This window comes from Bacillus sp. FSL K6-1003 (assembly GCF_037964945.1).
In the GTDB taxonomy this organism is placed as follows: Bacteria; Bacillota; Bacilli; order Bacillales; family Bacillaceae; genus Bacillus; species Bacillus mojavensis.
The window spans coordinates 2,871,964-2,895,109 of sequence record NZ_CP150176.1 but is presented as its reverse complement, the minus strand read 5'-3'; the positions used below and the strand labels follow the sequence as shown (position 1 = coordinate 2,895,109).

The window sequence follows — 23,146 nt, the reverse complement described above, 5'->3', positions numbered from 1 at the left end:
AATCAAGTTTGTTTCCGAACTCACCTCAGAGTTGCAGCGGTGAAAAGCCGCTGACGCATAACTGCGTTAAAAGTATCAAGTGAGTGCGGCGTCTGCCGCGCTAACGAGGGTGGTACCGCGGGAAAACGAAAGTCTCTCGTCCCTTTTAGGGATGAGGGAGTTTTTTTTAGTTTGGGAATATTCTGAATATAATCCTCCCTGTCCCGTCAATACTTGAACATAAACGCCGTATTCAATCAGAAGGAGGTTTTTACTTTGAGTTTTCAGCACAAAGAGATAGAAAAGAAATGGCAAAATTATTGGCTGGAAAACAAAACATTTGCCACTCTTGATCATAATGAGAAACAAAAATTTTACGCACTGGACATGTTTCCTTATCCGTCTGGAGCGGGTCTTCACGTCGGACACCCTGAGGGCTATACAGCGACGGATATCCTCTCCCGCATGAAGCGCATGCAGGGGTATGACGTCCTTCATCCGATGGGCTGGGACGCATTCGGTCTGCCGGCTGAGCAATACGCCCTCGACACCGGGAATGATCCGGCAGTGTTTACGAAGCAGAATATCGATAATTTCCGCCGCCAAATCCAGGCGCTCGGTTTTTCATATGATTGGGATCGTGAAATCAACACGACAGATCCTGAATACTATAAATGGACACAATGGATTTTCTTAAAACTATACGAAAAGGGTCTTGCTTACGTTGATGAGGTGCCGGTTAACTGGTGCCCCGCACTCGGTACGGTTCTAGCCAACGAAGAAGTCATTGACGGAAAGAGTGAACGCGGCGGCCACCCGGTCGAAAGACGCCCGATGAAGCAGTGGATGCTGAAAATCACAGCTTATGCGGACAGGCTTCTTGATGACTTGGAAGAGCTTGATTGGCCGGAAAGCATTAAAGACATGCAGCGCAACTGGATCGGCCGTTCTGAAGGTGCGCACGTTCATTTTGGCATAGATGGACATGATGAATCATTTACGGTGTTTACAACAAGACCTGATACATTGTTCGGCGCTACATACACTGTCCTTGCTCCGGAGCATGCTTTGGTTGAAAAAATCACAGCTGCTGAGCAAAAAGAAGCTGTCGAAGCTTATATCAAAGAAATTCAATCAAAGAGTGACCTTGAGCGCACGGATCTCGCGAAAACAAAGACAGGCGTCTTCACTGGAGCTTATGCGATCAATCCTGTAAACGGTGAAAAACTGCCGATCTGGATCGCAGATTACGTTCTTGCTTCATACGGAACTGGTGCAGTCATGGCTGTTCCCGGTCACGATGAGCGTGATTTTGAATTCGCCAACACATTCGGCCTTCCAGTCAAGGAAGTCGTGAAAGGCGGAAATGTTGAAGAAGAAGCGTACACAGGTGACGGCGAGCATGTGAACTCTGATTTTCTGAATGGACTTACTAAACAGGAAGCGATTGAAAAAATGATCGCTTGGCTGGAAGAAACGAAAAACGGCGAAAAGAAAGTCACTTACCGTCTGCGCGACTGGCTCTTCAGTCGCCAGCGCTACTGGGGCGAGCCGATTCCGATCATTCATTGGGAGGACGGAACGTCAACAGCTGTGCCGGAGGAAGAACTGCCGCTGATTCTGCCGAAAACAAACGAAATCAAACCGAGCGGCACCGGCGAATCACCGCTTGCGAACATTAAAGAGTGGGTTGAAGTCACAGACCCTGAAACAGGGAAAAAAGGAAGAAGAGAAACGAATACAATGCCGCAATGGGCGGGAAGCTGCTGGTATTTCTTGCGCTACATTGATCCGCACAATCCGGATCAGCTGGCATCACCTGAGAAAATGGAAAAATGGCTTCCGGTTGATATGTATATCGGCGGCGCGGAGCATGCTGTGCTTCACCTTCTGTATGCCCGTTTCTGGCACAAGTTCCTATACGATATCGGTGTAGTGCCGACGAAAGAACCGTTCCAAAAGCTGTATAACCAAGGAATGATTCTCGGTGAAAACAACGAGAAAATGAGTAAATCAAAAGGGAACGTTGTCAACCCTGATGAAATCGTTGCATCTCACGGCGCTGATACGCTGAGATTGTACGAAATGTTCATGGGACCGCTTGATGCTTCAATTGCCTGGTCTGAATCAGGCTTAGACGGCGCACGCCGCTTCCTTGACCGCGTATGGCGTCTGTTTGTTGAAGACAGCGGAGAGCTAAATGGAAAAATTGTTGAAGGCGCTGGTGAAACATTGGAGCGCGTCTATCATGAAACAGTCATGAAAGTGACAGATCACTATGAGGGCCTGCGTTTTAACACAGGTATTTCTCAGCTGATGGTCTTTATCAACGAGGCTTATAAAGCGTCAGAGCTGCCGAAGGAATATATGGAAGGCTTTGTGAAGCTCCTATCTCCTATCGCGCCTCACCTCGCGGAAGAGCTGTGGGAGAAATTGGGCCATAGCGGTACGATTGCATATGAGGCTTGGCCTGTATATGATGAAGCTAAACTTGTTGACGATGAAGTTGAAATTGTTGTTCAGCTGAACGGAAAAGTGAAAGCGAAACTACAGGTTCCTGCAGATGCGACGAAGGAACAGCTGGAACAGCTTGCTCAAGCAGATGAAAAGGTCAAAGAGCAGCTTGAAGGCAAAACCATTCGTAAAATCATCGCGGTGCCTGGCAAGCTTGTCAATATTGTGGCAAACTAATCCTGAAAAAATCCCCTTGGTCAAAAAGGGGATTTTTTTCATCAGTCTCTTAATAGAAATCGACTGACGGACTTTGGTATACTTAAAGTCATCATCGTGAATAGGAGTGTTATCGGTTGAAAATAAATGAAATCAGCACTGCCGATCTGAAAGAAAAAATCGAGGCGGATGAAGAATTGTATTTGATTGATGTCAGAGAAGATGAAGAGGTTGCGGAAGGCATGATCCCGCAAGCGGTTCATATTCGCATGGGAGATATTCCTGAAAAAATGGACACCCTCGATAAAGACAAAGAGTACACTTTTATCTGCCGCTCAGGAATGCGCAGCATGAATGTCTGCAAGTATTTGGATGAGCAAGGCTTTAAAACAGTCAACGTAGAAGGCGGCATGATGGTCTGGGAAGGCGAAACGAAACCGAAAAACTAGGGGAGAGATCACCCCTAGTTTTTTTATTTGTATGCTGGAAGCCAATCGCCGTGCGCTTCAAATAAATCATCACACATCGAAATAATTTCATTGATGGACAGCTCTGCGCTTGTATGCGGGTCAAGCATAGCTGCCTGGTAGACAGCTTCTTTTTTCCGTGTAACAGCAGCTTCAATGGTCATCAGCTGTGTGTTGATATTCGTTCTGTTTAACGCTGCGAGCTGCTCAGGCAGTTCTCCTGCAAAGCACGGGGTTATCTTTTTTCTGTCGGCGACGCATGTTACTTCGACGACCGCTTTGGAAGGAAGGTTTGTGATAAGCCCGGTATTTAACACGTTTCCTCCGAAGGTAAATGGCTGATTCGTTTCCATCGCTTCTATTATTCTTGAGCCATATTCTTTTGAACGTTTATGGGTGAGGTTTTTATTGTTAACAATGTCATCCCTCATTTTCTCCCAATCTTCTATCTGTTTCACGCATCTTCTTGGATATTCGTCTAGCGGGATCTGCAGCTCGTTGATTAATTCAGGATAGTTTCGCTTAATAAAATAAGGATGGTATTCTGCGTTGTGCTCTGATGATTCCGTGACGTAATAACCGAACTTATCCATCAATTCAAACCGCACCATATCTTGATGCTTTGTTTTTTGCTTTTCTCTCGCTCTCTTTTTGATTTCGGGATATAAATCAGCGCCGTCCTTTTTCACTTCCAACAGCCATGCCATATGATTGATGCCTGCGATTCGTTCTTCAATCCCAGCGTGCTCCATACCGAGAGATTTAAATAAATCTCTTGTACACACTTGGACGCTGTGGCACAGCCCGATCGTTTTCACATCCGTATAGCGAAGCATAGCGCCAGTCAGGGAGGCCATTGGGTTTGTATAGTTTAAAAACCAGGCGTCGGGGCACATTTCCTCAATATCTCTTGCGATATCAAATAACACGGGGATAGTCCTGAGTGATCTGAATATCCCGCCGATGCCCACCGTGTCGGCAATTGTCTGCCGTAATCCGTATCGTTTAGGAATCTCAAAATCGATGACTGTGCTTGGTTTATAGCCTCCGACCTGAATGGCATTAATCACATAGCCCGCATGCTGCAAAGCCAGTTTTCTGTCATCATAGCTGTTGATAACGACGCTCGGATTATAGCGGTCTCTCAAATTTTCGAGCATAAGCTGAGATTCCTGCAAGCGTTTTGGATCAATGTCGTAAAGCGCAAATTCAAACCCATTTAACGCCTCCGTTAACAAGCAGTCTCCTAAAACATTTTTTGCGAAAATTGTGCTCCCTGCACCGATAAATGTGATTTTTTTCATGTCGGTTCCTCCTTTAATTCATTATCCTTTTACCGCTCCTGATGACAGTCCGGCAATAAAGTATTTTTGCAGCGCCAGAAACAGAATGACCATCGGCAGCATCGCCATGATGGCAGCTGCGGCGACCAAATGCAGATTGTTGGCGTTTTCTCCGAAAAACCCGGCCATTGCAACAGTAAGTGTCTGCACCTTCTGATCCTGTAAAAAGAAAATCGCAAATTGATAGTCATTCCATATAAAGACACAGGAAATAATACAGATGGTGGCAGTGATCGGCTTCAGCAAAGGAAACACGATCACAAAAAAGATTTTCAGCATTCCCGCTCCATCCATTCTTGCCGCTTCTTCAAGCTCTTTTGGAATGGTCGAACGGATAAAGCCGGAATACAAAAACACGGTTAACGGCATATACGCCGCTGTATTAATCAAAATGGCGACTGCGTGTGTATTGACCATACCGGCGTCCACGACCATTCTGTATAAAGGCACCATGGACGTTAACGGAGGGATGATCATAATTGAAATCAGCAGCGCGAAAACGGCTTTATTCAGTTTGGTTTCCCGCCTGGCAAGAGGGTAGGCGGCCAGTGAGCCGAATATGATTAATAACAATGCCGAAACGCCTGTGATGATGATTGTGTTGATAAACGAGTTGCCTAGTGAAGCGCGCTCCCATGCCTCAGAAAAATTTTGAAAGGAAATATCAGCTGGAAACAGCCATTTGGAACTGTAATCTCCTTTTGCTTTCAATGAAGTGGTCAGCAGAATGTAAAAAGGAATGAAATGCGCACAGGCTACAATGGCAGCAAGAAGTGTAATCAACCGCAGTTTGTTTGAGCGGGCGGCTCTCATGACATTTCCGTCTCCTTTCTTTTAAAGTACGCAAGCGCGCAAAAGCTGATGATCAAAATGACAAATGCCATAAATATGCCTTGTGTCGCAGCATAGCCGGCATCCTGCCGTTTAAAATACAGGTCATACATAAACGTTGACATCGATTGCGACGCGTTTCCGGGTCCGCCTGCAGTGAGCGCAATAATCACGTCAAACAGCTTTAAGCCTCCGATAATGTTGATGACCATATTGATCGTGATCGAGGGCATTAACAGCGGCAGGGTGATGCCGAAAAACTGCTGGCCCCGTGTCGCGCCATCCATTTCCGCTGCTTCATAGTAATCTTTCGGAATGCTTTGCAGGCCTGCCAAATAGACAATCATGGCGATGCCGACATATTGGTACGTGTTAATCATGACGATGATCCATGGGTTCGAAGACGGACTGGCGAGCGCGTTGATCGGGCTGATGCCGAAAATGCCAAGCAGGTCATTAAGCGCGCCTCCGTCATAAGAAAAGAAGAAGTACCAAATGTAGCCCATAATGAGCGGACTGATCATAACCGGCAAATACACAATTGTTCTTGTTATCGCTTTCATTTTTATGCTTTGATTCAATAACAGAGCGTACAGGAGCCCAATGACGTTTTGAAAAAAGGTGCTGCCGAGTCCGTATAGCAGCGTATTTTTTAAGATATGCCATGTGTCCGGATCAGCAAACAGTCTTTCATACTGAGCGAAACCGACCCACTGATAAACCTGAGAAAAACCGTTCCAGTTTGTGAAGGTGATAAAAGCGCCTTTTATAAACGGATAAATCATGAAGATCAAAACGGAGAGCAGAGCCGGAATATACATCCACCAAAGTGAGGATTGTTTATTCGGCTTGACCTGTTTCACATGTGCGTCTCTGGCGATCTCACTCATTGTTTTCAGCTCCCTGTGTTTCAGATTGCTCCCGGAGTCGTTTATATTCTCTTCCCAGCTTTTTAGAAATCTCGTTGGGTGTCAAAATGTCTGCCGCAAGCTCCTGGCCGACCGTTCCCATCACATCCCACATCCCGTTCGGCAAGTACAATCGGTCGAAGTAAGGTTCGACTTTCATATTCTGATAATGCTGATAGTCTTTGGCATAGAAAATGTCAGCTTTTACATTGGTCAGCCCTGAAGGAAGCGAGGTGGCTTCAGCCATTTCTTTCGCATGGGCGGGACGAGCCATAAAGGCGATAAATCGCTTTGCTTCCTTTAAATGAGGCGAGTCTTTCCATGCTGCCAGTGTATAGCGCTCGCCGTCAATCCATATCGGGTCATCACCGGGGTGTATAGCTGGTGTCGGGATAATCCCAACCTGTACATTCGGGTTAATTTGGGCGACGTCTTGACCGAGGGTGCCGCCCTGCATGGTAAAAGCGATTTTATTTTGAGCCATCAACTCAATGAGCTGTGATTTTTTTGCTGTTACGGCATCGATATTAATGAGTTTTTCTTTCTGCATTTGTTTGAGGGTATCTGATAGATAAGTAAATTTGCTCCAATTGAAGGTGCCGTCAATGAGCTGTTTCTTTTCATTATGGGCAGGGTCTGTGATGAGAAGAGGTGTTGCGAATTGGTCATAATATTGGGCGAAAGAGCTTTTGTCATATCCGGCGAACCAGAAAGGAACGATGTCTCCATTGCTTTTTTCTTTAATCGTTCTCAATGCTTTTATAAAAGCATCCATCGTTTCGGGCGGATCGATGCCGAAGCGGTCTAATATATTGCGGTTGTATGCCAGGCCGTCCTTTGCCTGATTGATCGGATATGCGTATACCTTTCCGCTCTTGTTTTTAAGAATGCTGTTTAAATTCGGGTCAAGTTTCTGAGTCCAGTCCATATCCCGGAGATCGGCTGTATACTCCCCGTACCTGATTTTCCCCCAGCCATGAGTATCAAAGAGGTCAGGCAGATCATTGGCGGCCATTCTGACACGCATCATATTTTCATAGTCATTGCCTGGGAAATGAATGCTGACGCGAATGCCGCTTTCCTTTTCGAACGCTGCGGCTAGTTTTCTGAATGTGTTTCTTTCACTGTCCGTTGACATCGTAGAATAAATGGTTAACGTCTTTTTGCCCGTATCTGCAGTGCTTTCTTCAGATGAGCAGCCCGGCAAAATCAGCAGAATAAGAGAGAGAAATAAAACAAATATGTGTTTCATCTTTTCCTCCTTATGATCTTGATGAACGTTTTTCTTGCGTCACTTCCTTAGCTGTGTATCCGCAGCTTTGCCTGATGATCAGTGTTGTCGGCAGGGTGACTTGATGAGGAATTATTCGGCCGTTAAAGCGGTCGAGAAGCTGTTTTACGCCTGTTCGGCCCATTTCCTCTGTATACACTTTCACCGTGGTTAAAGGTGTGCTGGCAAACTCGGCTTCTTCAATGCCGTTAAAGCTGACAATGGCTGTGTCCCGCGGCACATGCAGATCGGCTTCCCGAAGTGCTTTTAATGCCCCGATAGCCATAGAATCACTTGCGATAAAAAAGGCTTCCGGCAGATTGCCTTGAGTGATGGCTTTTTTCATCAGACGATAGCCCTCGCGCATGCTGTAATCGCCGACCAAGACGTGTTCAGGCTGAGGATTGGCGGACTGCAAAAAGGCAGTCTGGCGTTTGTCTTCAATTGTTCTGCGAATGCTTTGGCCGTCCCTCAGTGTATGTTCCTTCTCCTGCCCGCCGATATAGCCTAGTCGTTTGTAACCTAAATCGAAAAGGTGATCAATTGCCTGGCGTGCGGCGGCTTCAAAATCAATCCCTATCGAGTCGTATATCTGCGGATCTGGAGAATGATTGATAAACACGGCATGCTCCAATCGGCCGCTGATATGTTGAACGGCTTCGTCATGGACACGGCCAATCACAATGATGCCGTCTAATTCCCGAAACATATGCTCCTGGAAGGAACCGAGATGGATGGAGTTTGTAATGAAAATTTCCTGTTCAAAGCATTCTTTTTCAATCCCTTTGCGAATAGAAGAAAAATAAGGATCCTGCCGTTCTTCATCGGGAGATAAGCAGCTCAGCACCCCGATAAGCGGCTGAGCGCGCTGTTTTTGTCCGCGGGCTTTTCGGCGTTTAGCGACAGTTTGATAGCCTAGCTCTTCAGCGATACTGATTACTCTTTGCCTCGTTTCACCCGCAACAGAAAGCGAATGATCTTCATTTAAAATTCTCGAAACAGTAGCACTTGAAACGTTGGCTTTTAAGGCGATATCTTTTATCCGAACCATGGTTGCTCCCTTTCATGTGATGAGATTTACTAAAACGAAAGACATATTTTACTCATGCGTTTTTGATAAATTGATACTATCATATGAAAGTAAGCGGTTACAATAATGAATTTCAGAATATTTCGTTATATTTAGTAAAAGTTTAGTAAACTACGATTTTTGTTTCTATATGCTGTGTGAAAAAATAAAGGGAAAAACAAATCTGTCTCGTACATTGAAGATAAGCGAAGAGGGAGGGTGATGGGATGAGTAACGAAAAAAGAGAGCTGCTGTTTCGATTGCTTGGTGATTTGCCTGATTGGAAGGATACGGGTGCGGAAACGCTGCGTATTGAGGAAAAAGAGGGATATTTGATTGAAACGCTGTTGCTTGATATAAATGGGCTTGAAAAGGTGCCTGCATATTTTGTGAAGCCGAAAGCGGCAAAAGGACGGTGCCCGGTTATATTCTTTCAGCATTCACATGGAGGGCAGTATGACCGGGGAAAAAGTGAACTGCTTGAGGGAGCGGATTATTTGAAGGCGCCCTCGTTTGCTCGGGAGCTGACTTCTCTCGGATATGCGGTATTGGCAATCGACCATTGGGGATTTGGAGACAGACGGGGAAAAACAGAAAGCGAGATTTTTAAAGAGATGCTTCTCACAGGCAGGGTGATGTGGGGCATGATGATTTACGACAGTATAAGAGCCATTGATTATGTGCAGAGCCGTCCTGATATTCAGCCTGACAGAATCGGAACGATCGGCATGTCTATGGGGGGCTTGATGGCTTGGTGGACAGCGGCGCTTGATGAACGGATTAAGGCATGTGTGGATTTATGCAGTCAGGTTGACCATCATGTACTGATTGAAACACAGAACCTTGACCGGCATGGCTTTTATTATTACGTTCCGGCGCTTGCCAAGCACTTTTCTGCATCAGATATCCAAAGCCTGATCGCACCACGCCCGCACCTTAGTCTTGTCGGCATACATGATCGGTTAACACCCGTTGAGGGTGTGAACAAAATCGAAAAAGAATTAACAGCTTTGTATGCTGAGAAAGGGGTTTCTGATCGTTACCGTATGGTGCGCTCCGCTTCAGGGCATTTTGAGACAGCTATGATGAGACATGAAGCCCTTCGGTTTTTGAAAAAGTGGCTGTGACAGTGAAAAAGGCAGGCTTTGAGTGTTTGTCTGAAATGATTCTATACAGGTGAGGAGGCGAGCGTCTGCCCGTCTCTTCTTTTTCTAGTGGATTAATACAGGTATCAGGAATATACATGATAAATAGATTTTTAATGGCGTTCTGATATTGACAGAATTGTATATACATAATAGTATTCTATTTGTTAACCTTAATTAATAAATGGTTAACAAATAGTTTACTTTCTTCTGTAATCAAAGCTGAAAGGGCGAGAAGGTATGCAAGAAGAAACATTTTACAGTGTCAGAATGAGAGCTTCTATGAATGGGTCTCACGAAGATGGTGGTAAGCATATATCCGGCGGAGAACGGCTTATCACGTTCGATAATATGAAACGTACGGTGAATGCCTTACTAGAAAAAGGATTATCCCACTCAAGAGGAAAACCGGATTTTATGCAAATTCAATTTGAAGAGGTTCATGAGCCGGTAAAGACGATTCATCCATTAGCAAAGAAGACAAATAAAGTAGAATCCCCGGAAGAGGGACAAAGTCTTGCCCGATTCTTATTGGAGAGAGCGGGTGTTCCAAGAAAAGTGATTGAAAAAGCATATCAACAAATTTCTGAATGGTCAGGTATCAGGGGAGCGGTGGTGGTTGATATTCACACTGGCAAACGAATTGATCAAACACACGAAAAAGGTGTGCGGGTGTCCAGAATGGATTGGCCGGACGCCAATTTTGAAAATTGGGCGCTCCGCAATAACATGCCGTCCAATTCAAGAATAAAAGAGGCCCTTGCGCTTGCTTCAAAGGTGAGTGATCATCCGGCAGCTGTTGCAGAATTATGCTGGTCGGATGACCCTGATTACATAACAGGCTATGTTGCAAGTCATAAACTGGGCTATCAGCGTATTACAGCAATGAAAGAATACGGGAATGAAGATGGCTGCCGCATCTTTTTTGCTGACGGCTCAGAAAATGTAAATAGTTACATAAACTATCTGGTAAAGCAGCCTATTTTCATTGATTGGGGGGAAGATGATGACTCAAGATTTGATAGAAAAAAGTAAAAAGCATCTTTGGCTGCCTTTTACTCAAATGAAAGACTATGATGAACATCCCTTGATCATAGAGAGCGGCAACGGAATCAAAGTAAAAGACATAAACGGCAAGGAATATTATGACGGCTTTTCTTCCGTTTGGCTTAATGTGCACGGGCACCGCAAAAAGGAATTAGATGAGGCCATCATAAAACAGCTTGGAAAAATTGCTCACTCCACATTATTGGGCATGACCAACGTTCCGGCGACCGAACTTGCCGAGACATTAATTGAGATCAGTCCGGAGAAGCTAACGCGTGTTTTTTATTCAGACAGCGGTGCAGAAGCGATGGAAATTGCTTTAAAAATGGCGTTTCAATATTGGAAGAACATCGGAAAGCCTGAGAAACAAAAATTTATCGCAATGAAAAATGGATATCACGGCGATACGATTGGTGCCGTCAGTGTTGGTTCTATTGAACTGTTCCACCACGTCTATGGCCCGTTAATGTTTGACAGTTATAAAGCTCCGATCCCTTATGTATACCGCTCTGAAAGCGGTGATCCTGTGCAGAGCCGTGATGAGTGTCTCTATGCGCTTGAACAGCTGCTAAAGGAACACCATCGCGAAATTGCAGCGCTTTCTATTGAATCAATGGTTCAAGGAGCATCCGGAATGATTGTGATGCCGGAAGGATACTTGTCAGGGGTGCGCCAGCTTTGTACAGCTTACGATGTCTTAATGATTGTTGATGAAGTTGCCACTGGTTTTGGCCGGACGGGGAAAATGTTTGCATGTGAGCACGAAAATGTTCAGCCTGATCTAATGGCTGCCGGAAAAGGCATTACAGGAGGCTATTTGCCGATAGCTGTCACCTTTGCCACCGAAGACATCTACCATGCATTCTACGATGATTATAAAGAACAAAAAACCTTTTTCCACGGTCACTCCTATACAGGAAATCAGCTTGGCTGTGCGGTTGCTCTTGAAAACCTGAGATTATTTGAATCTGAAAACATCGTTGAACAAGTTGCGCTAAAAAGTGAAAAGCTCCATTTGCTTCTTCAAGACTTGCATACTCTTCCTCATGTTGGGGATATTCGGCAGCTCGGCTTTATGTGCGGTGCAGAGCTTGTTCAATCAAAGGAAACTAAACAGCCTTATCCTGCTGATCGGCGTGTGGGGTACAAAGTTTCTTTGAAAATGAGAGAGCTGGGGATGCTGACAAGACCGCTCGGCGATGTGATTGCATTTCTGCCTCCGCTTGCCAGTACAGCTGAAGAGCTAGAAGCAATGGTGTCTATTATGAAAGAAGCGATCCAAGAGGTAACGAGCCTTGAGCATTGACAGCTGGTTAAGCAGCCGGTTAGACAAAGCGAAGGGAGCCGGCGTATACCGTACACTCAGAACAATGAACGGGCCTCCAATTCCAGAGGGAACGATGAATGGCAAAAATCAAACGGTCTGGTCGTCAAACAATTATTTAGGTCTGGCAAACCATAACCGTTTGATCTCTGCAGCCCAAGCAGCACTGCAGCAATTTGGAGCAGGAAGCAGCGGCTCGCGTTTAACGACAGGCAATTCGATCTGGCATGAAAAACTCGAAAAAAAGATTGCCGGTTTTAAACGGACAGAAGCGGCTTTACTGTTTTCAAGCGGCTATTTAGCCAATGTCGGTGTTCTTTCTTCGTTACCTGAAAAAGGCGATGTCATTTTAAGTGATCAGTTAAATCATGCAAGTATTATCGATGGCTGCCGCCTGTCTAAGGCTGATACGTGTATTTATCGTCATATCGATATGGCGGATCTTGAAGAAAAGCTGAGAGAAACACAGCGGTACCAGCGCCGTTTTATCGTCACAGACGGGGTATTCAGCATGGATGGCACGATTGCCCCTCTTCGTCAGATCATCGCCCTTGCTAAACGCTATCATGCTTATGTCATTGTTGATGATGCGCATGCAACAGGTGTTTTGGGTGAATCAGGAGGAGGGACGAGTGACCATTTCGGTGTGTGTCCTGACATTGTCATCGGCACGCTAAGCAAAGCTGCCGGAGTGGAAGGAGGTTTTGCTGCCGGTTCAGCTGTAATCATCGACTTTCTGCTGAACCATGCCAGAACGTTTATCTTTCAAACCGCTATTCCGCCGGCAAGCTGTGCAGCTGCCCATGAGGCGTTAGACATCATTGAAGCCAGCAAGGATAAACGGGAGCTTTTATTTTCTTATATCCAGATGATCAAAACGAATCTGAAGCACATGGGCTATACGGTGAAGGGGCATCATACACCGATTATTCCGGTGGTCATGGGCGATACCCGAAAAACGGTCACATTTGCTGAAAAATTGCAGGACAAGGGAATCTACGCCCCTGCCATTCGGCCGCCGACCGTAGCGCCAGGAGAGAGCCGTATCCGCTTAACCATCACAGCTGGGCACAGTATAAGGGATATTGATCATTTGCTGGAAGCATTTCGTTCAATTGGAAAGGAGCTGAACATCATTCCATGAGAGGTTTTTTTGTAACAGGAACAGATACAGAAGTTGGGAAAACGGTGATATCCAGCGGTCTTGCAGCTTTATTGCGAGAAAATAAGATGGATGTCGGAGTATTTAAACCATTTTTAAGCGGGATTTCTCGTCATCATCCGAATAGTGACACAAGCCTGCTGAAAGAGATGTCGCAAACGAGTCTCTCACATGAAGAGATTACGCCTTTTGCATTCAAAGAGCCGCTAGCTCCATACGTTGCAGGAAAGATGGAGGGAAAGGCTGTCAAAATGCAAGAAGTCTTACGCCATTGGGAGCGGATAAGAGAAAAACATGAATGCTTCATCGTAGAAGGTGCGGGCGGAATCTCTGTGCCATTGGGAGAGGATTTTTTAGTCAGTCATGTCATGAAAGCGTTGCAGCTTCCTCTGATCATTGTGGCGCGTCCTCATCTCGGAACAATTAATCATACCTTTTTAACTGTCCAATATGCGAAAAGGATGAGTCTTCCAATTGCCGGAATTGTCATCAATGGGATCAGTGATTCTCCTGATCATGATGAAAAAACCAATCCTGAGATGATTGAGCGCTTATGCGGTGTGCCGATTTTAGGGGTAACGCCTAAGCTTGCCAACGTGACGAAAGAAACGGTTCTTCATATGGTAAAAGACCATATCGATCTATCATTACTGATGAATCAAGTGGGGGTAGGAGAATGAATCAATGGATGGAACTCGCAAACAGGGTGCTGGGCGGAGCAGAGGTGACCAACGAAGAGGCGCTTTCTATTTTAAACTGTCCAGATGAAGACATCTTGCTTTTGATGCATGGAGCTTTTCACATCAGAAAACGATTTTATGGAAAAAAAGTGAAGCTCAATATGATTATGAATGCAAAATCAGGGCTCTGTCCGGAGAATTGCGGCTATTGTTCCCAGTCTGCGATTTCGAAAGCGCCGATTGAGACTTACCGGATGGTGAAAAAGGAAACCCTTCTGGAAGGCGCAAAGCGGGCGCATGATTTGAACATAGGTACATACTGTATCGTGGCAAGCGGCAGGGGGCCGTCCAACAGAGAGGTCGATCAGGTCGTAGAAGCAGTACAGGAAATAAAAGAGACGTATGGGCTGAAAGTTTGTGCGTGTCTCGGGCTGTTAAAGCCGGAGCAGGCGAAACGGCTGAAAGCAGCCGGAGTAGACCGCTATAATCATAATGTCAATACATCTCAGAGAAATCATTCAAACATTACCACGTCACATACGTACGAGGACAGGGTCAATACGGTTGAGATTGCAAAAACCTCCGGCATGTCTCCATGTTCAGGCGCCATTATTGGGATGAAGGAAACGAAGCAGGATGTCATTGATATCGCACAAAGCTTGAAGGCCCTTGACGCAGATTCCATTCCGGTGAATTTCTTGCATGCGATTGACGGCACACCATTAGAAGGCGTAAATGAATTAAACCCGCTGTATTGTTTAAAAGTGCTGGCGCTGTTCCGTTATATCAATCCGTCAAAAGAAATCCGCATTTCTGGTGGAAGAGAGGTCAATCTCCGCTCATTGCAGCCATTGGGGCTGTACGCCGCCAACTCCATCTTTGTCGGAGATTATTTAACGACTTCCGGACAGGAGGAGACGGAGGATCATAAAATGCTGAGTGATTTAGGATTTGAAGTAGAATCGGTCGAAGAAATGAAAGCCAGTTTAAGTGCAAATAGCTGAAAGCAAGAATAGAAGCAATCGGTGTCATGTCGATTGCTTTTATTTTTATAGAGTCAAAATGATGATGTCAGAATCATGAAAGGGAGCATATGACAATTCCAATTTCACTTACACCTTCTGCGTTTTTTAAAAACCCTTATCCTTATTACGACACATTACGTTCTGTACACCCTTTATATAAAGGGAATGTTTTAAAGTATCCAGGCTGGTATGTCACGGGATATGAGGAAGCGGCAGCAATTCTGAAAGATACCAGATTCAAAACACGTGTCCCGCTGCCCGAGACGTCTATGAAATATAAGGATCTAAATCATGTCCAGAAGCAGATGATGCTGTTTCAGAATCAGCCTGATCATAGGCGTCTGCGTCTACCGGTCAGCGGGGTATTTACTCCGAGAATGACAGAGTGCTATCGCCCATTTATAAATGAAACTGTCCATCATTTGCTTGATCAAGTGCAAGGTGAAAAAAAGATGGAGCTGATTTCTGACTTTGCTTTTCCTTTGGCAAGCTGCATTATAGCTAAGATCATAGGTGTGCCGGCAGAAGAAAGGGATCAATGTAAAGAGTGGGCGTCAAGCCTCGTTCAAACAATTGATTTAACCCGATCAAGAAAGGTGTTAACAGACGGCAATCAGATCACAGGAAAGATGAAGGAGTATTTTAGAGAGCTCATTCAAAAACGGAAACAAAATCCGCAGCATGATGTGATCAGCATGCTGCTGAAGGAAGAACAGGCTGATAAGCTGACGGAAGAGGAAGTGGCGTCAACGTGTATATTGCTGGCAATCGCCGGACACGAAACAACAGTGAATCTCATCAGCAACTCAATTCTTTGTCTGCTGCAGCATCGAGAACAGTTTTTGCAGCTCAAAGAAAACCCAGCTCTGATTCATACCGCAGTTGAGGAATGCTTACGCTATGAAAGCCCCACACAAATGACAGCCCGTGTTGCGTCAGAAGAGATTGAAATGAATGGCGTAATGATTCGTCAAGGGGAGCAAGTCTATGTTCTGCTGGGGGCTGCCAATCGAGATCCAAAAGTATTCGCGCATGCCAATGAGTTCGATATCACCAGAAGCCCTAATCCCCATCTTTCATTCGGGCAGGGCCACCATATTTGTATAGGTTCTTCGCTGGCACGGTTAGAAGCACAAATTGCAATCAACACTCTTCTGCAGCGCATGCCAAGCCTGCAGCTCGCTGTTTCTGAAGTGCGATACCGGAAGCTAATTGGTTTTAGAGCGCTTATGGAGCTGCCAGTTACTTTTTAATGAAGGCTAAAGGAAGCCATGAATGCTGAAAAAGTGTCATCCCCTGGGAAAATGGGCAATCTATAAAAAAGGGGAGTGAACATATGAGAAAAGTGCTGATCGCTGGCGGAAATGGTGTGATTGGGCGGATATTGGCTGAAGGGCTTATGTCTGAGTACGAGGTGACGGTGCTGGATAAAAACCGTTACGATGGCATAACACACGCTATTCAGGCAGACGCATCAAACTATGAAGATCTATTAAAGAAGATTCCGAGAGATACAGATGTGATCGTGAATTTACTCGCTGTCAAAATCAAATATGATGTCATGGATGTAGCTGAATTTGAAAAAATGACGGATATTTTTTATAGAGCAACCTACTATTTGTGCCGAGCGGCAGCAGAGCTTGGCATTCCAAAGGTTGTTTTCGCCAGCAGCAATCATGTGACAGATGTGTACGAAAAGGACGGGCATTCACTCTTAGGGCGGGAAATCACAACCGACGACTATCCGCTGTCAAAGAATCTCTACGGCGTCCTAAAGCTGACCTCGGAACATATCGGCCACCTGTTTTATCTGGAAAATAAGCTTTCTGTTATCAACCTTCGAATCGGAACTGTCGTTACAGATGAAATGGATACACTGCATGAGAAAGACCGGACGAAAAAAACGCTTCTTTCCCATCCAGACCTGCTGTCGATTTTTAAAGCAGCCATTGAAACGAATATCCGTTACGGCACTTATTACGCCGTCTCTGACAATCCCGGCAGGCCGTGGTCAATAGAATCCGCGGTTCAGGAGCTTGGGTTTACACCTCAAATCAATACGGCCGAGCTTCTGAAAGAGGAAGAAGAGAACGGCAATAACAGAGCATAATCATTTTCTAAGATTATGCTCTTTTTCTTTTATGATCGGTTACAAGCCAATTCCGATGCCGCTGGGCAAGGGACAGTGTTCAAATGATTATAGACATGGCAATCACACATTTGCTACATTTTAGACACGATATCGTCACATGCTGCAGCTCGTTTTAACAAAATGACAACGCTTACAAAGGAGGTGGGAACGATCGCACATTCACTGAAAAATCGCCTGTTTGATATTTTGATTTACGGATTTTTGCTGATGTTCGCTTTAATATGCGTACTTCCGTTTATTCATGTCATTGCGGCATCCTTTGCCACAGTAGAGGAAGTGGTTTCAAAAAAGTTCATTTTAATACCGACCACTTTTTCGCTCGATGCCTATCGTTACATTTTTTCGACAGATATCATTTATAAAAGCTTGCTCGTTTCTGTGTTTGTGACAGTTGTAGGCACGGCGGTCAGCATGTTTCTTTCTTCACTGATGGCTTACGGTTTATCCCGCCGCGACTTAATTGGGCGGCAGCCGCTCATGTTTCTCGTCGTATTTACGATGCTCTTCAGCGGCGGAATGATTCCGACTTTCCTGGTGGTCAAATCGCTTGGATTGCTTGATTCTTACTGGGCCCTTATTTTGCCGACAGCGATTAATGCCTTTAACTTGATCATTCTGAAAAACTTCTTTCAAAACATCCCGGAGAGCCTGGAAGAGTCCGCAAAAATTGACGGCTGCAATGACTTGGGCATTTTCTTCAAAATTGTGCTGCCGCTGTCTCTTCCAGCGATCGCAACGATTTCACTGTTTTATGCGGTGACGTACTGGAATACGTATATGACGGCGATCTTGTACTTAAATGATTCAGCTAAGTGGCCAATTCAGGTGCTTTTGCGCCAAATCGTTATTGTATCAAGCGGAGTACAAGGGGATATGTCGGAAATGGGCTCGGGCAGCCCGCCGCCTGAGCAAACGATCAAAATGGCAGTGATAGTGGTAGCGACCATACCGGTTCTGCTGGTCTATCCATTTATTCAAAAGCATTTTGCAAAAGGCGCTTTACTGGGTTCTGTCAAAGGATAAAAAATATGAAACGGAGGGGTATGATGGGAAACAAATGGAGGGTGCTTTTGTTTGTACTTGTGTTTGCTCTCGGAGGAGTGCTGGCGGGCTGTAAAGGGGCTGATCAATCATCAGCTGAAGGCAAGGCGGACTCGGATTCAAAGGTAAAGCTGTCTATGATGGCGATTTTGTATCACCAGCAGCCGCCGAAAGACAGGGCGATCAAAGAAATTGAGAAGCTGACAAATACGGAACTGGACATCACGTGGGTTCCTGATGCGGTGAAAGAAGACAGACTGAATGCGGCGCTTGCAGCAGGCAATCTCCCGCAAATCGTGACGATTCAAGACATTAAAAATTCGTCTGTCATGAATGCCTTCAGATCGGGAATGTTCTGGGAAATCGGCGATTATATCAAAGATTATCCGAATTTAAACAAGATGAATAAACTCATTAATAAAAATGTCACAATCGATGGCAAGCTTTACGGGATATACAGAGAGCGTCCCCTCTCGAGACAAGGCATCGTCATACGGAAGGACTGGCTGGACAATTTGAATTTGAAAACGCCGGAAACGCTGGATGATCTTTATGAGGTTGCCAAAGCGTTTACAGAGAAAGACCCGGACAAGGATGGAAAAGATGATACATTCGGATTGACTGACCGAAATGATCTAATTTACGGCGCTTTTAAGACGCTTGGCTCATATGAAGGCATGCCGACAGACTGGAAGGAATCAAATGGAAAATTTACGCCTGATTTCATGACGAAAGAATACAAAGACACAATGGATTACATGAAAAAACTGCGTGATAACGGCTACATGAATAAAGACTTTCCAGTCACAAGCAAAACCCAGCAGCAGGAGCTGTTTTCTCAAGGAAAGGCCGGCATCTATATCGGGAATATGGTGGACGCTGTTAATTTGCGTGACAATGCCTCTGATAAATCAATGGAGCTGGAGATCATTAACCGCATAAAAGGCCCTGACGGAAAAGAGCGTGTATGGGCGTCAGGAGGGCATAACGGTGTATTTGCTTTCCCGAAAACAAGTGTGAAATCAGAAGCCGAGCTGAAACGGATTTTAGCGTTCTTCGACCGAATAGCCGAAGAGGACGTCTACAGTCTGATGACTTACGGCATTGACGGGGTCCATTACAATAAAGGAAAAGGCAAAACATTCACAAGAAAAGAAAGCCAGGTAAAAGATTGGCAGACTGATATTCAGCCGCTGTCCGCCTTAATCGCCATTGATAAAGCTTACTTAAAAAACACCGGTGATCCGCTGCGGACAGCGTACGAGGAGCTGACGGAAGACAATGAAAACATCATCGTCTCCAATCCGGCAGAGAGCTTGTATTCCGCCGCGGAGTCTGAACGCGGAGATGAACTGAAAAAAATGATAGACGATGCCACCTATAAATATATGATTGGAGAAATCACAGAAAGCCAGTTTGATAAAGAAGTTGAAAAATGGGAATCAAGCGGAGGAAAGCAGATTATTCAGGAATACGAGGAAGCGTTTAAAAAAACAAAGTAATAGTGAAAAACCCAAAACGTGCAAGTGGTTTTGGGTTTTTATATGCTTCTTTTTTGCTGGCGATAGTTGCCGGGTGTGATGCCTTCCAGCTTTTTAAAGGATCTGATAAAGTTTTGCGAGTTTTTGTATTTGAGCTTTTCCGCTATGTCTTTCACCGCCATGTCGGATTCAGCCAGCCAGCTTTTTGCCATATGGTGACGGTAATTCGAGACATACTCGCTGAATGAAATGCCCATTTCTTTTTTGAAAATGCTGCTTAAGTAGTTCGGGTTGTAGTGCAGCCTGCGGGCAATTTCGTCCAGCGTTAAATCGGATTCAAACTCATGGTGGATGATATGGATAATGTTGTCGGAAATATTTTTGTACTGTGCATCGGCCCGGGCATTTACTTTGTCTGTCATCGGATCAATGAACTCTTGCTTCAGCCAGTTTTCGGTATCCTCGAATGTCTTCAGCTCAAAAATTTGGTCATACAGCATTTTGTTTTCTTCAAGCTCAAATAGTTCAATTCCGAGCACATGCATCAGCTCAATGACATGGTTCAGAAAACGGGCGATTGCAATCTGAAATTGGTACGGGTTGGTGTTGTGTGTAAAAATCGACTGTAAAATCGCGTGCAGGCATTTGTCTGCTTTCTCCTTGTCACCGGCTTTTACAGCATCGAACAGCTCATGCTGAAGCTGCTTCGGAAAATGAGTTTTGAACGTTTTTTTCTGATCCAGATCTTCATAAAAGATAATCGATTTGTTTTCTGCTTTCAGCCGGTATTTTAACGCTTCTGAGCCTTCCGCATAAGCGTTTTTTGCCATAGCTAATGCACCAAACGGCTGGCTGACGCCGATGCTGACAGACAGGTGCAGCTCAGCTTCAACTGTATCCTGAATCATCCGGGCAGTATCATTCAACTCGGCCATAAATTCCTCTTTTGTCCCGCTCTCATTCATCAATATGGTTGCCTGCTGTTTATCAACTACCGCTGGTGCAAGACGTTTTTCCGCCGGGATGTTCCGCTCAATCAGGCTGTTGACGGCAAACAACAGAAGATCCATATCTTTTTTCTCATACGGTGTCTGATTCAGCGTGTCAATTTGGAGCACCAGCAAGGCGAGGTGACGCCAATTTTGTTTTAAGCCGAGGCTTTCAAAGCGGTTATTGACCTCCTCATCCGTCAGCTTTCCAAGCATAAGCCTGACCATAAAATATTGCTGAAGATGAGTGGCCTGCTGTCTCATTGTTTCTTCAAGGTCGTCATTTCTGTTTTTGAGCTGCTTGAAGCTTTGCTCGATTAATTCAAACTCATTTTGATGAGGCTGTTTTTCTGGGAAGGCGCCGTGTCGCGCAAATGAGTCATAAAGCAGCCGGATCGGTTTATAAAAATGCCGGGAGCCCAGCCAAGAAAACAACAATGAAAGCGCTAACAAAATAGAGCATACCGTAAAGGTGATCCAGCCGATTGACTTGGCTTCTTTTTTTAGTTCTGGCAGGGAAACAAGAGAAAAATAAGTCCATGTGTTATAGTCTGATTTTTGATAGGTCACTTTATATTGAATGCGGTCAATGACTGTTTCAAACTGTCCGCTTTTGGAGCTTTGCGCCAGCATTTTGTTGACAAAGTCGTCGTTCTGAAGAGAATCGCCTATATCAGACATGTTATTGTGAAGGATGATACGGCCTTTTTCATCAATGATAAACACGCTGTTTGCGCTTGAATAATCAGGCATATTTTTAACGAGCGAACAGCTTGGGATGCTTGCGGCTGCCAGTCCCTTCGTGTTTGTGCTGTTCAGCGGGAGCTGCTTAATCAAATTGATATTATACCGGCAGCTTTCTGAAGCGCCTTCCTTTGTGGAGATCAAACGGTTGTTTTTTTCCAGCGTCCAATAGGACCGGCTCGCTTTGTTTTTCGAATAGGCTTCGGCTGCTTCATGAAGGGAGTCCGTATTCATGCGGTATAAACCGGAATTGTTCATGTACCAGTTTTTCATATAGCTGACAAGCGTCATGTTGGACAAATCGGTATCAAAGCTTTGCAAATAGTTGAGCTCTTGGTTCACTTGGTCATAGATTTGAAATTGGTCAGAGTGCAAAGGCTCGGACAGTGTGCGGAGGAGAGGCGGCGAACTCACATAGTGGGTTAAAGAATGATCGACGGTTTTTAGGATGTGCTCGATGCTTAGCTGGGTCTGCTGGAGTGTGTCGAGTTTTTCCTCCGAAACGTTGGAGATGGCCGTTTTCTGAGAGTGCTCGTACGAAAACAAACCGACCAAAATGACGGGAATGGTGCTGAGTAAACAAAAAAACGTGATGAGTTTGTAATAAAACTTGTATTGATTTCTTTTCATAAAACCCCCCATTTCATAACACCTTAATACAATTAATCCAAAGATTGATAGATATTGTCAATAATCATTTTCTAATATCGGTGTCTTTTCTTCAGGTAGAGAGGCGGAACCCTTGATGACAAAGGGCTCAGGCAGAATGTGATCATATGATTGTAGACGGACTTTTGCAGGCTGCGCTACAGTGAAAACAAGAACCCGTGAAAGGAGGCTTTGAAACGATGAAAACAGCAGAAGCGCAAGCGCCGGCTGTTGACGCAGTCATGTTTAAAAAAGAAAAAAGAAAGCGCTTACTAAATAAGCTGATGCAGCAAAAGTATTTGTACTTTATGATTTTGCCGGGATGTATTTATTTTTTGCTTTTTAAATATGTTCCAATGTGGGGAATCGTGATTGCGTTTCAGGATTACCAGCCGTTTCTCGGCATTTGGGGCAGTGAGTGGGTCGGGCTGAAGCATTTTATCAGGCTGTTTACTGAGCCTACCTTTTTTGTCCTGTTAAAAAATACGCTCGTGCTCTTTGCTTTGAACCTGGTCATCTTTTTTCCGGTGCCGATTTTATTAGCGCTTCTTCTAAACGAAGTGCGGATCGCACTCTTTAAAAAATTCGTTCAGACGCTGATTTATATTCCGCACTTTATGTCTTGGGTCATTGTTGTATCGCTGTCATTTGTGCTTTTGACAGTAGACGGAGGCCTGATTAATGAACTGATTACGTTTTTTGGCGGCGAAAAAATCAATTTTCTGCTGAATGAAGAATGGTTCCGTCCGCTGTATATTCTGCAGGTCATCTGGAGAGAAGCGGGCTGGTCAACGATCATCTACTTGGCTGCAATGACAGCGGTTGATCCCCAGCTTTATGAAGCGGCAAAAATGGACGGAGCGGGACGGCTGCGGCAAATGTGGCATATTACGCTGCCGGCTATCAAAAGTGTCATCGTCGTTTTGCTGATTTTGAAAATCGGGGACACGCTGGAGCTTGGCTTTGAGCATGTATATTTGCTGTTAAACGCCACAAACAGAGAAGTCGCGGAAATTTTTGATACGTACGTTTATACTGCAGGGCTGAAACAGGGCCAATTCAGCTACAGTACAGCGGTCGGCGTATTTAAAGCGGCAGTCGGGCTGATTTTGGTCATGCTTGCGAATCGTTTGGCAAAGAAATTCGGCGAGGAAGGAATTTATTAAGAAAG

The 23,146-nt window shown here is 45.0% G+C and carries 19 protein-coding genes and 1 other annotated feature (1 of these 20 cut by a window edge); of the genes, 13 read left to right on the top strand and 6 right to left on the bottom strand.

The window, feature by feature from the left end; translation table 11 throughout:
• Window positions 1-147, top strand: a binding site (T-box leader) (it extends 68 nt beyond the left edge of the window).
• Between the two features lie 108 nt (window positions 148-255).
• Both leuS and NSU16_RS14775 read left to right on the top strand, forming a co-directional pair.
• Complete coding sequence (gene leuS / locus NSU16_RS14780; protein ID WP_326190905.1) at window positions 256-2,670, top strand: leucine--tRNA ligase; 2,415 nt, start codon at window positions 256-258, stop codon at window positions 2,668-2,670.
• 116 nt (window positions 2,671-2,786) lie between these two features.
• Window positions 2,787-3,098: a rhodanese-like domain-containing protein gene (locus NSU16_RS14775; protein ID WP_339191355.1), complete on the top strand. Its 312-nt coding sequence runs from the start codon at window positions 2,787-2,789 to the stop codon at window positions 3,096-3,098.
• Window positions 3,099-3,121: 23 nt separating this feature from the next.
• Here the strand turns inward: NSU16_RS14775 and melA are convergent, their stop codons facing one another.
• Genes melA through NSU16_RS14750 form a run of 5 tightly spaced genes read right to left on the bottom strand, consistent with a single transcriptional unit; the run spans window position 3,122 to window position 8,519 of the window.
• Complete coding sequence (melA, locus tag NSU16_RS14770; protein ID WP_339191353.1) at window positions 3,122-4,420, bottom strand: alpha-galactosidase MelA; 1,299 nt, start codon at window positions 4,418-4,420, stop codon at window positions 3,122-3,124.
• Window positions 4,421-4,441: 21 nt separating this feature from the next.
• The gene (locus NSU16_RS14765; RefSeq protein ID WP_339191352.1) at window positions 4,442-5,272 is read right to left on the bottom strand and encodes a carbohydrate ABC transporter permease; all 831 of its coding nucleotides are present in this window, start codon (window positions 5,270-5,272) and stop codon (window positions 4,442-4,444) included.
• Window positions 5,269-6,180, bottom strand: a complete 912-nt coding sequence (locus tag NSU16_RS14760; protein WP_326332258.1) for a sugar ABC transporter permease — start codon at window positions 6,178-6,180, stop codon at window positions 5,269-5,271. Before NSU16_RS14760 ends, NSU16_RS14765 begins: the two co-directional genes overlap by 4 nt.
• Complete coding sequence (locus NSU16_RS14755) at window positions 6,173-7,450, bottom strand: ABC transporter substrate-binding protein (RefSeq protein ID WP_339191350.1); 1,278 nt, start codon at window positions 7,448-7,450, stop codon at window positions 6,173-6,175. The genes NSU16_RS14760 and NSU16_RS14755 overlap by 8 nt, the downstream gene beginning before the upstream one ends.
• Window positions 7,451-7,460: 10 nt before the next feature.
• Complete coding sequence (locus NSU16_RS14750; RefSeq protein WP_339191349.1) at window positions 7,461-8,519, bottom strand: LacI family DNA-binding transcriptional regulator; 1,059 nt, start codon at window positions 8,517-8,519, stop codon at window positions 7,461-7,463.
• A gap of 245 nt (window positions 8,520-8,764) precedes the next feature.
• Here NSU16_RS14750 and NSU16_RS14745 point away from each other — a divergent pair, with 245 nt between their 5' ends.
• The 10 genes from NSU16_RS14745 to NSU16_RS14700 all read left to right on the top strand — a co-directional run bounded on the left by NSU16_RS14745 (window position 8,765) and on the right by NSU16_RS14700 (window position 19,615).
• Entirely contained in the window at window positions 8,765-9,664 is a 900-nt protein-coding gene (locus NSU16_RS14745; RefSeq protein ID WP_339191347.1) for an alpha/beta fold hydrolase, read from the top strand.
• Between the two features lie 258 nt (window positions 9,665-9,922).
• Window positions 9,923-10,717, top strand: a complete 795-nt coding sequence (gene bioW / locus NSU16_RS14740; protein ID WP_339191345.1) for a 6-carboxyhexanoate--CoA ligase — start codon at window positions 9,923-9,925, stop codon at window positions 10,715-10,717.
• Complete coding sequence (gene bioA, locus NSU16_RS14735) at window positions 10,689-12,035, top strand: adenosylmethionine--8-amino-7-oxononanoate transaminase (RefSeq protein ID WP_268447717.1); 1,347 nt, start codon at window positions 10,689-10,691, stop codon at window positions 12,033-12,035. Before bioW ends, bioA begins: the two co-directional genes overlap by 29 nt.
• Window positions 12,025-13,197, top strand: coding sequence for an 8-amino-7-oxononanoate synthase (bioF, locus tag NSU16_RS14730; RefSeq protein WP_268472181.1), 1,173 nt, complete (start codon window positions 12,025-12,027; stop codon window positions 13,195-13,197). Before bioA ends, bioF begins: the two co-directional genes overlap by 11 nt.
• Window positions 13,194-13,895: a dethiobiotin synthase gene (gene bioD / locus NSU16_RS14725; protein WP_339191344.1), complete on the top strand. Its 702-nt coding sequence runs from the start codon at window positions 13,194-13,196 to the stop codon at window positions 13,893-13,895. Before bioF ends, bioD begins: the two co-directional genes overlap by 4 nt.
• Window positions 13,892-14,899 carry a biotin synthase BioB gene (bioB, locus tag NSU16_RS14720; protein ID WP_168748561.1) on the top strand — a complete coding sequence of 336 codons (1,008 nt, stop codon included), beginning with the start codon at window positions 13,892-13,894 and terminating at the stop codon, window positions 14,897-14,899. The genes bioD and bioB overlap by 4 nt, the downstream gene beginning before the upstream one ends.
• A gap of 89 nt (window positions 14,900-14,988) precedes the next feature.
• Window positions 14,989-16,173: a cytochrome P450 gene (locus NSU16_RS14715; RefSeq protein WP_339191342.1), complete on the top strand. Its 1,185-nt coding sequence runs from the start codon at window positions 14,989-14,991 to the stop codon at window positions 16,171-16,173.
• Between the two features lie 83 nt (window positions 16,174-16,256).
• Window positions 16,257-17,030 (top strand): NAD(P)-dependent oxidoreductase, encoded by a 774-nt coding sequence (locus NSU16_RS14710; protein WP_339191340.1) that lies wholly within the window; start codon window positions 16,257-16,259, stop codon window positions 17,028-17,030.
• 204 nt (window positions 17,031-17,234) lie between these two features.
• Window positions 17,235-18,095 (top strand): carbohydrate ABC transporter permease, encoded by an 861-nt coding sequence (locus tag NSU16_RS14705; protein ID WP_026014595.1) that lies wholly within the window; start codon window positions 17,235-17,237, stop codon window positions 18,093-18,095.
• 23 nt (window positions 18,096-18,118) lie between these two features.
• Entirely contained in the window at window positions 18,119-19,615 is a 1,497-nt protein-coding gene (locus tag NSU16_RS14700; RefSeq protein ID WP_010331539.1) for an extracellular solute-binding protein, read from the top strand.
• 38 nt (window positions 19,616-19,653) lie between these two features.
• On the opposite strand, the gene NSU16_RS14695 is transcribed toward NSU16_RS14700, so the two are convergent.
• Window positions 19,654-21,969, bottom strand: coding sequence for a helix-turn-helix domain-containing protein (locus NSU16_RS14695; protein ID WP_339191339.1), 2,316 nt, complete (start codon window positions 21,967-21,969; stop codon window positions 19,654-19,656).
• Between the two features lie 206 nt (window positions 21,970-22,175).
• Between NSU16_RS14695 and rmgP the strand changes: the two genes are divergently transcribed.
• Window positions 22,176-23,141 (top strand): polygalacturonan/rhamnogalacturonan ABC transporter permease, encoded by a 966-nt coding sequence (gene rmgP / locus NSU16_RS14690; protein ID WP_229146464.1) that lies wholly within the window; start codon window positions 22,176-22,178, stop codon window positions 23,139-23,141.
• Window positions 23,142-23,146 lie beyond the last annotated feature (5 nt).

What these genes read in the sequence shown, in the direction of transcription:
- melA (WP_339191353.1), bottom strand. Translation starts at nt 4,420, where the DNA reads ATGAAAAAAATCACATTTATCGGTGCAGGGAGCACAATTTTCGCAAAA.
- NSU16_RS14765 (WP_339191352.1), bottom strand. Translation starts at nt 5,272, where the DNA reads ATGAGAGCCGCCCGCTCAAACAAACTGCGGTTGATTACACTTCTTGCT.
- NSU16_RS14760 (WP_326332258.1), bottom strand. Translation starts at nt 6,180, where the DNA reads ATGAGTGAGATCGCCAGAGACGCACATGTGAAACAGGTCAAGCCGAAT.
- NSU16_RS14755 (WP_339191350.1), bottom strand. Translation starts at nt 7,450, where the DNA reads ATGAAACACATATTTGTTTTATTTCTCTCTCTTATTCTGCTGATTTTG.
- NSU16_RS14750 (WP_339191349.1), bottom strand. Translation starts at nt 8,519, where the DNA reads ATGGTTCGGATAAAAGATATCGCCTTAAAAGCCAACGTTTCAAGTGCT.
- NSU16_RS14745 (WP_339191347.1), top strand. Translation starts at nt 8,765, where the DNA reads ATGAGTAACGAAAAAAGAGAGCTGCTGTTTCGATTGCTTGGTGATTTG.
- bioW (WP_339191345.1), top strand. Translation starts at nt 9,923, where the DNA reads ATGCAAGAAGAAACATTTTACAGTGTCAGAATGAGAGCTTCTATGAAT.
- bioA (WP_268447717.1), top strand. Translation starts at nt 10,689, where the DNA reads ATGACTCAAGATTTGATAGAAAAAAGTAAAAAGCATCTTTGGCTGCCT.
- bioD (WP_339191344.1), top strand. Translation starts at nt 13,194, where the DNA reads ATGAGAGGTTTTTTTGTAACAGGAACAGATACAGAAGTTGGGAAAACG.
- bioB (WP_168748561.1), top strand. Translation starts at nt 13,892, where the DNA reads ATGAATCAATGGATGGAACTCGCAAACAGGGTGCTGGGCGGAGCAGAG.
- NSU16_RS14715 (WP_339191342.1), top strand. Translation starts at nt 14,989, where the DNA reads ATGACAATTCCAATTTCACTTACACCTTCTGCGTTTTTTAAAAACCCT.
- NSU16_RS14710 (WP_339191340.1), top strand. Translation starts at nt 16,257, where the DNA reads ATGAGAAAAGTGCTGATCGCTGGCGGAAATGGTGTGATTGGGCGGATA.
- NSU16_RS14700 (WP_010331539.1), top strand. Translation starts at nt 18,119, where the DNA reads ATGGGAAACAAATGGAGGGTGCTTTTGTTTGTACTTGTGTTTGCTCTC.
- NSU16_RS14695 (WP_339191339.1), bottom strand. Translation starts at nt 21,969, where the DNA reads ATGGGGGGTTTTATGAAAAGAAATCAATACAAGTTTTATTACAAACTC.
- rmgP (WP_229146464.1), top strand. Translation starts at nt 22,176, where the DNA reads ATGAAAACAGCAGAAGCGCAAGCGCCGGCTGTTGACGCAGTCATGTTT.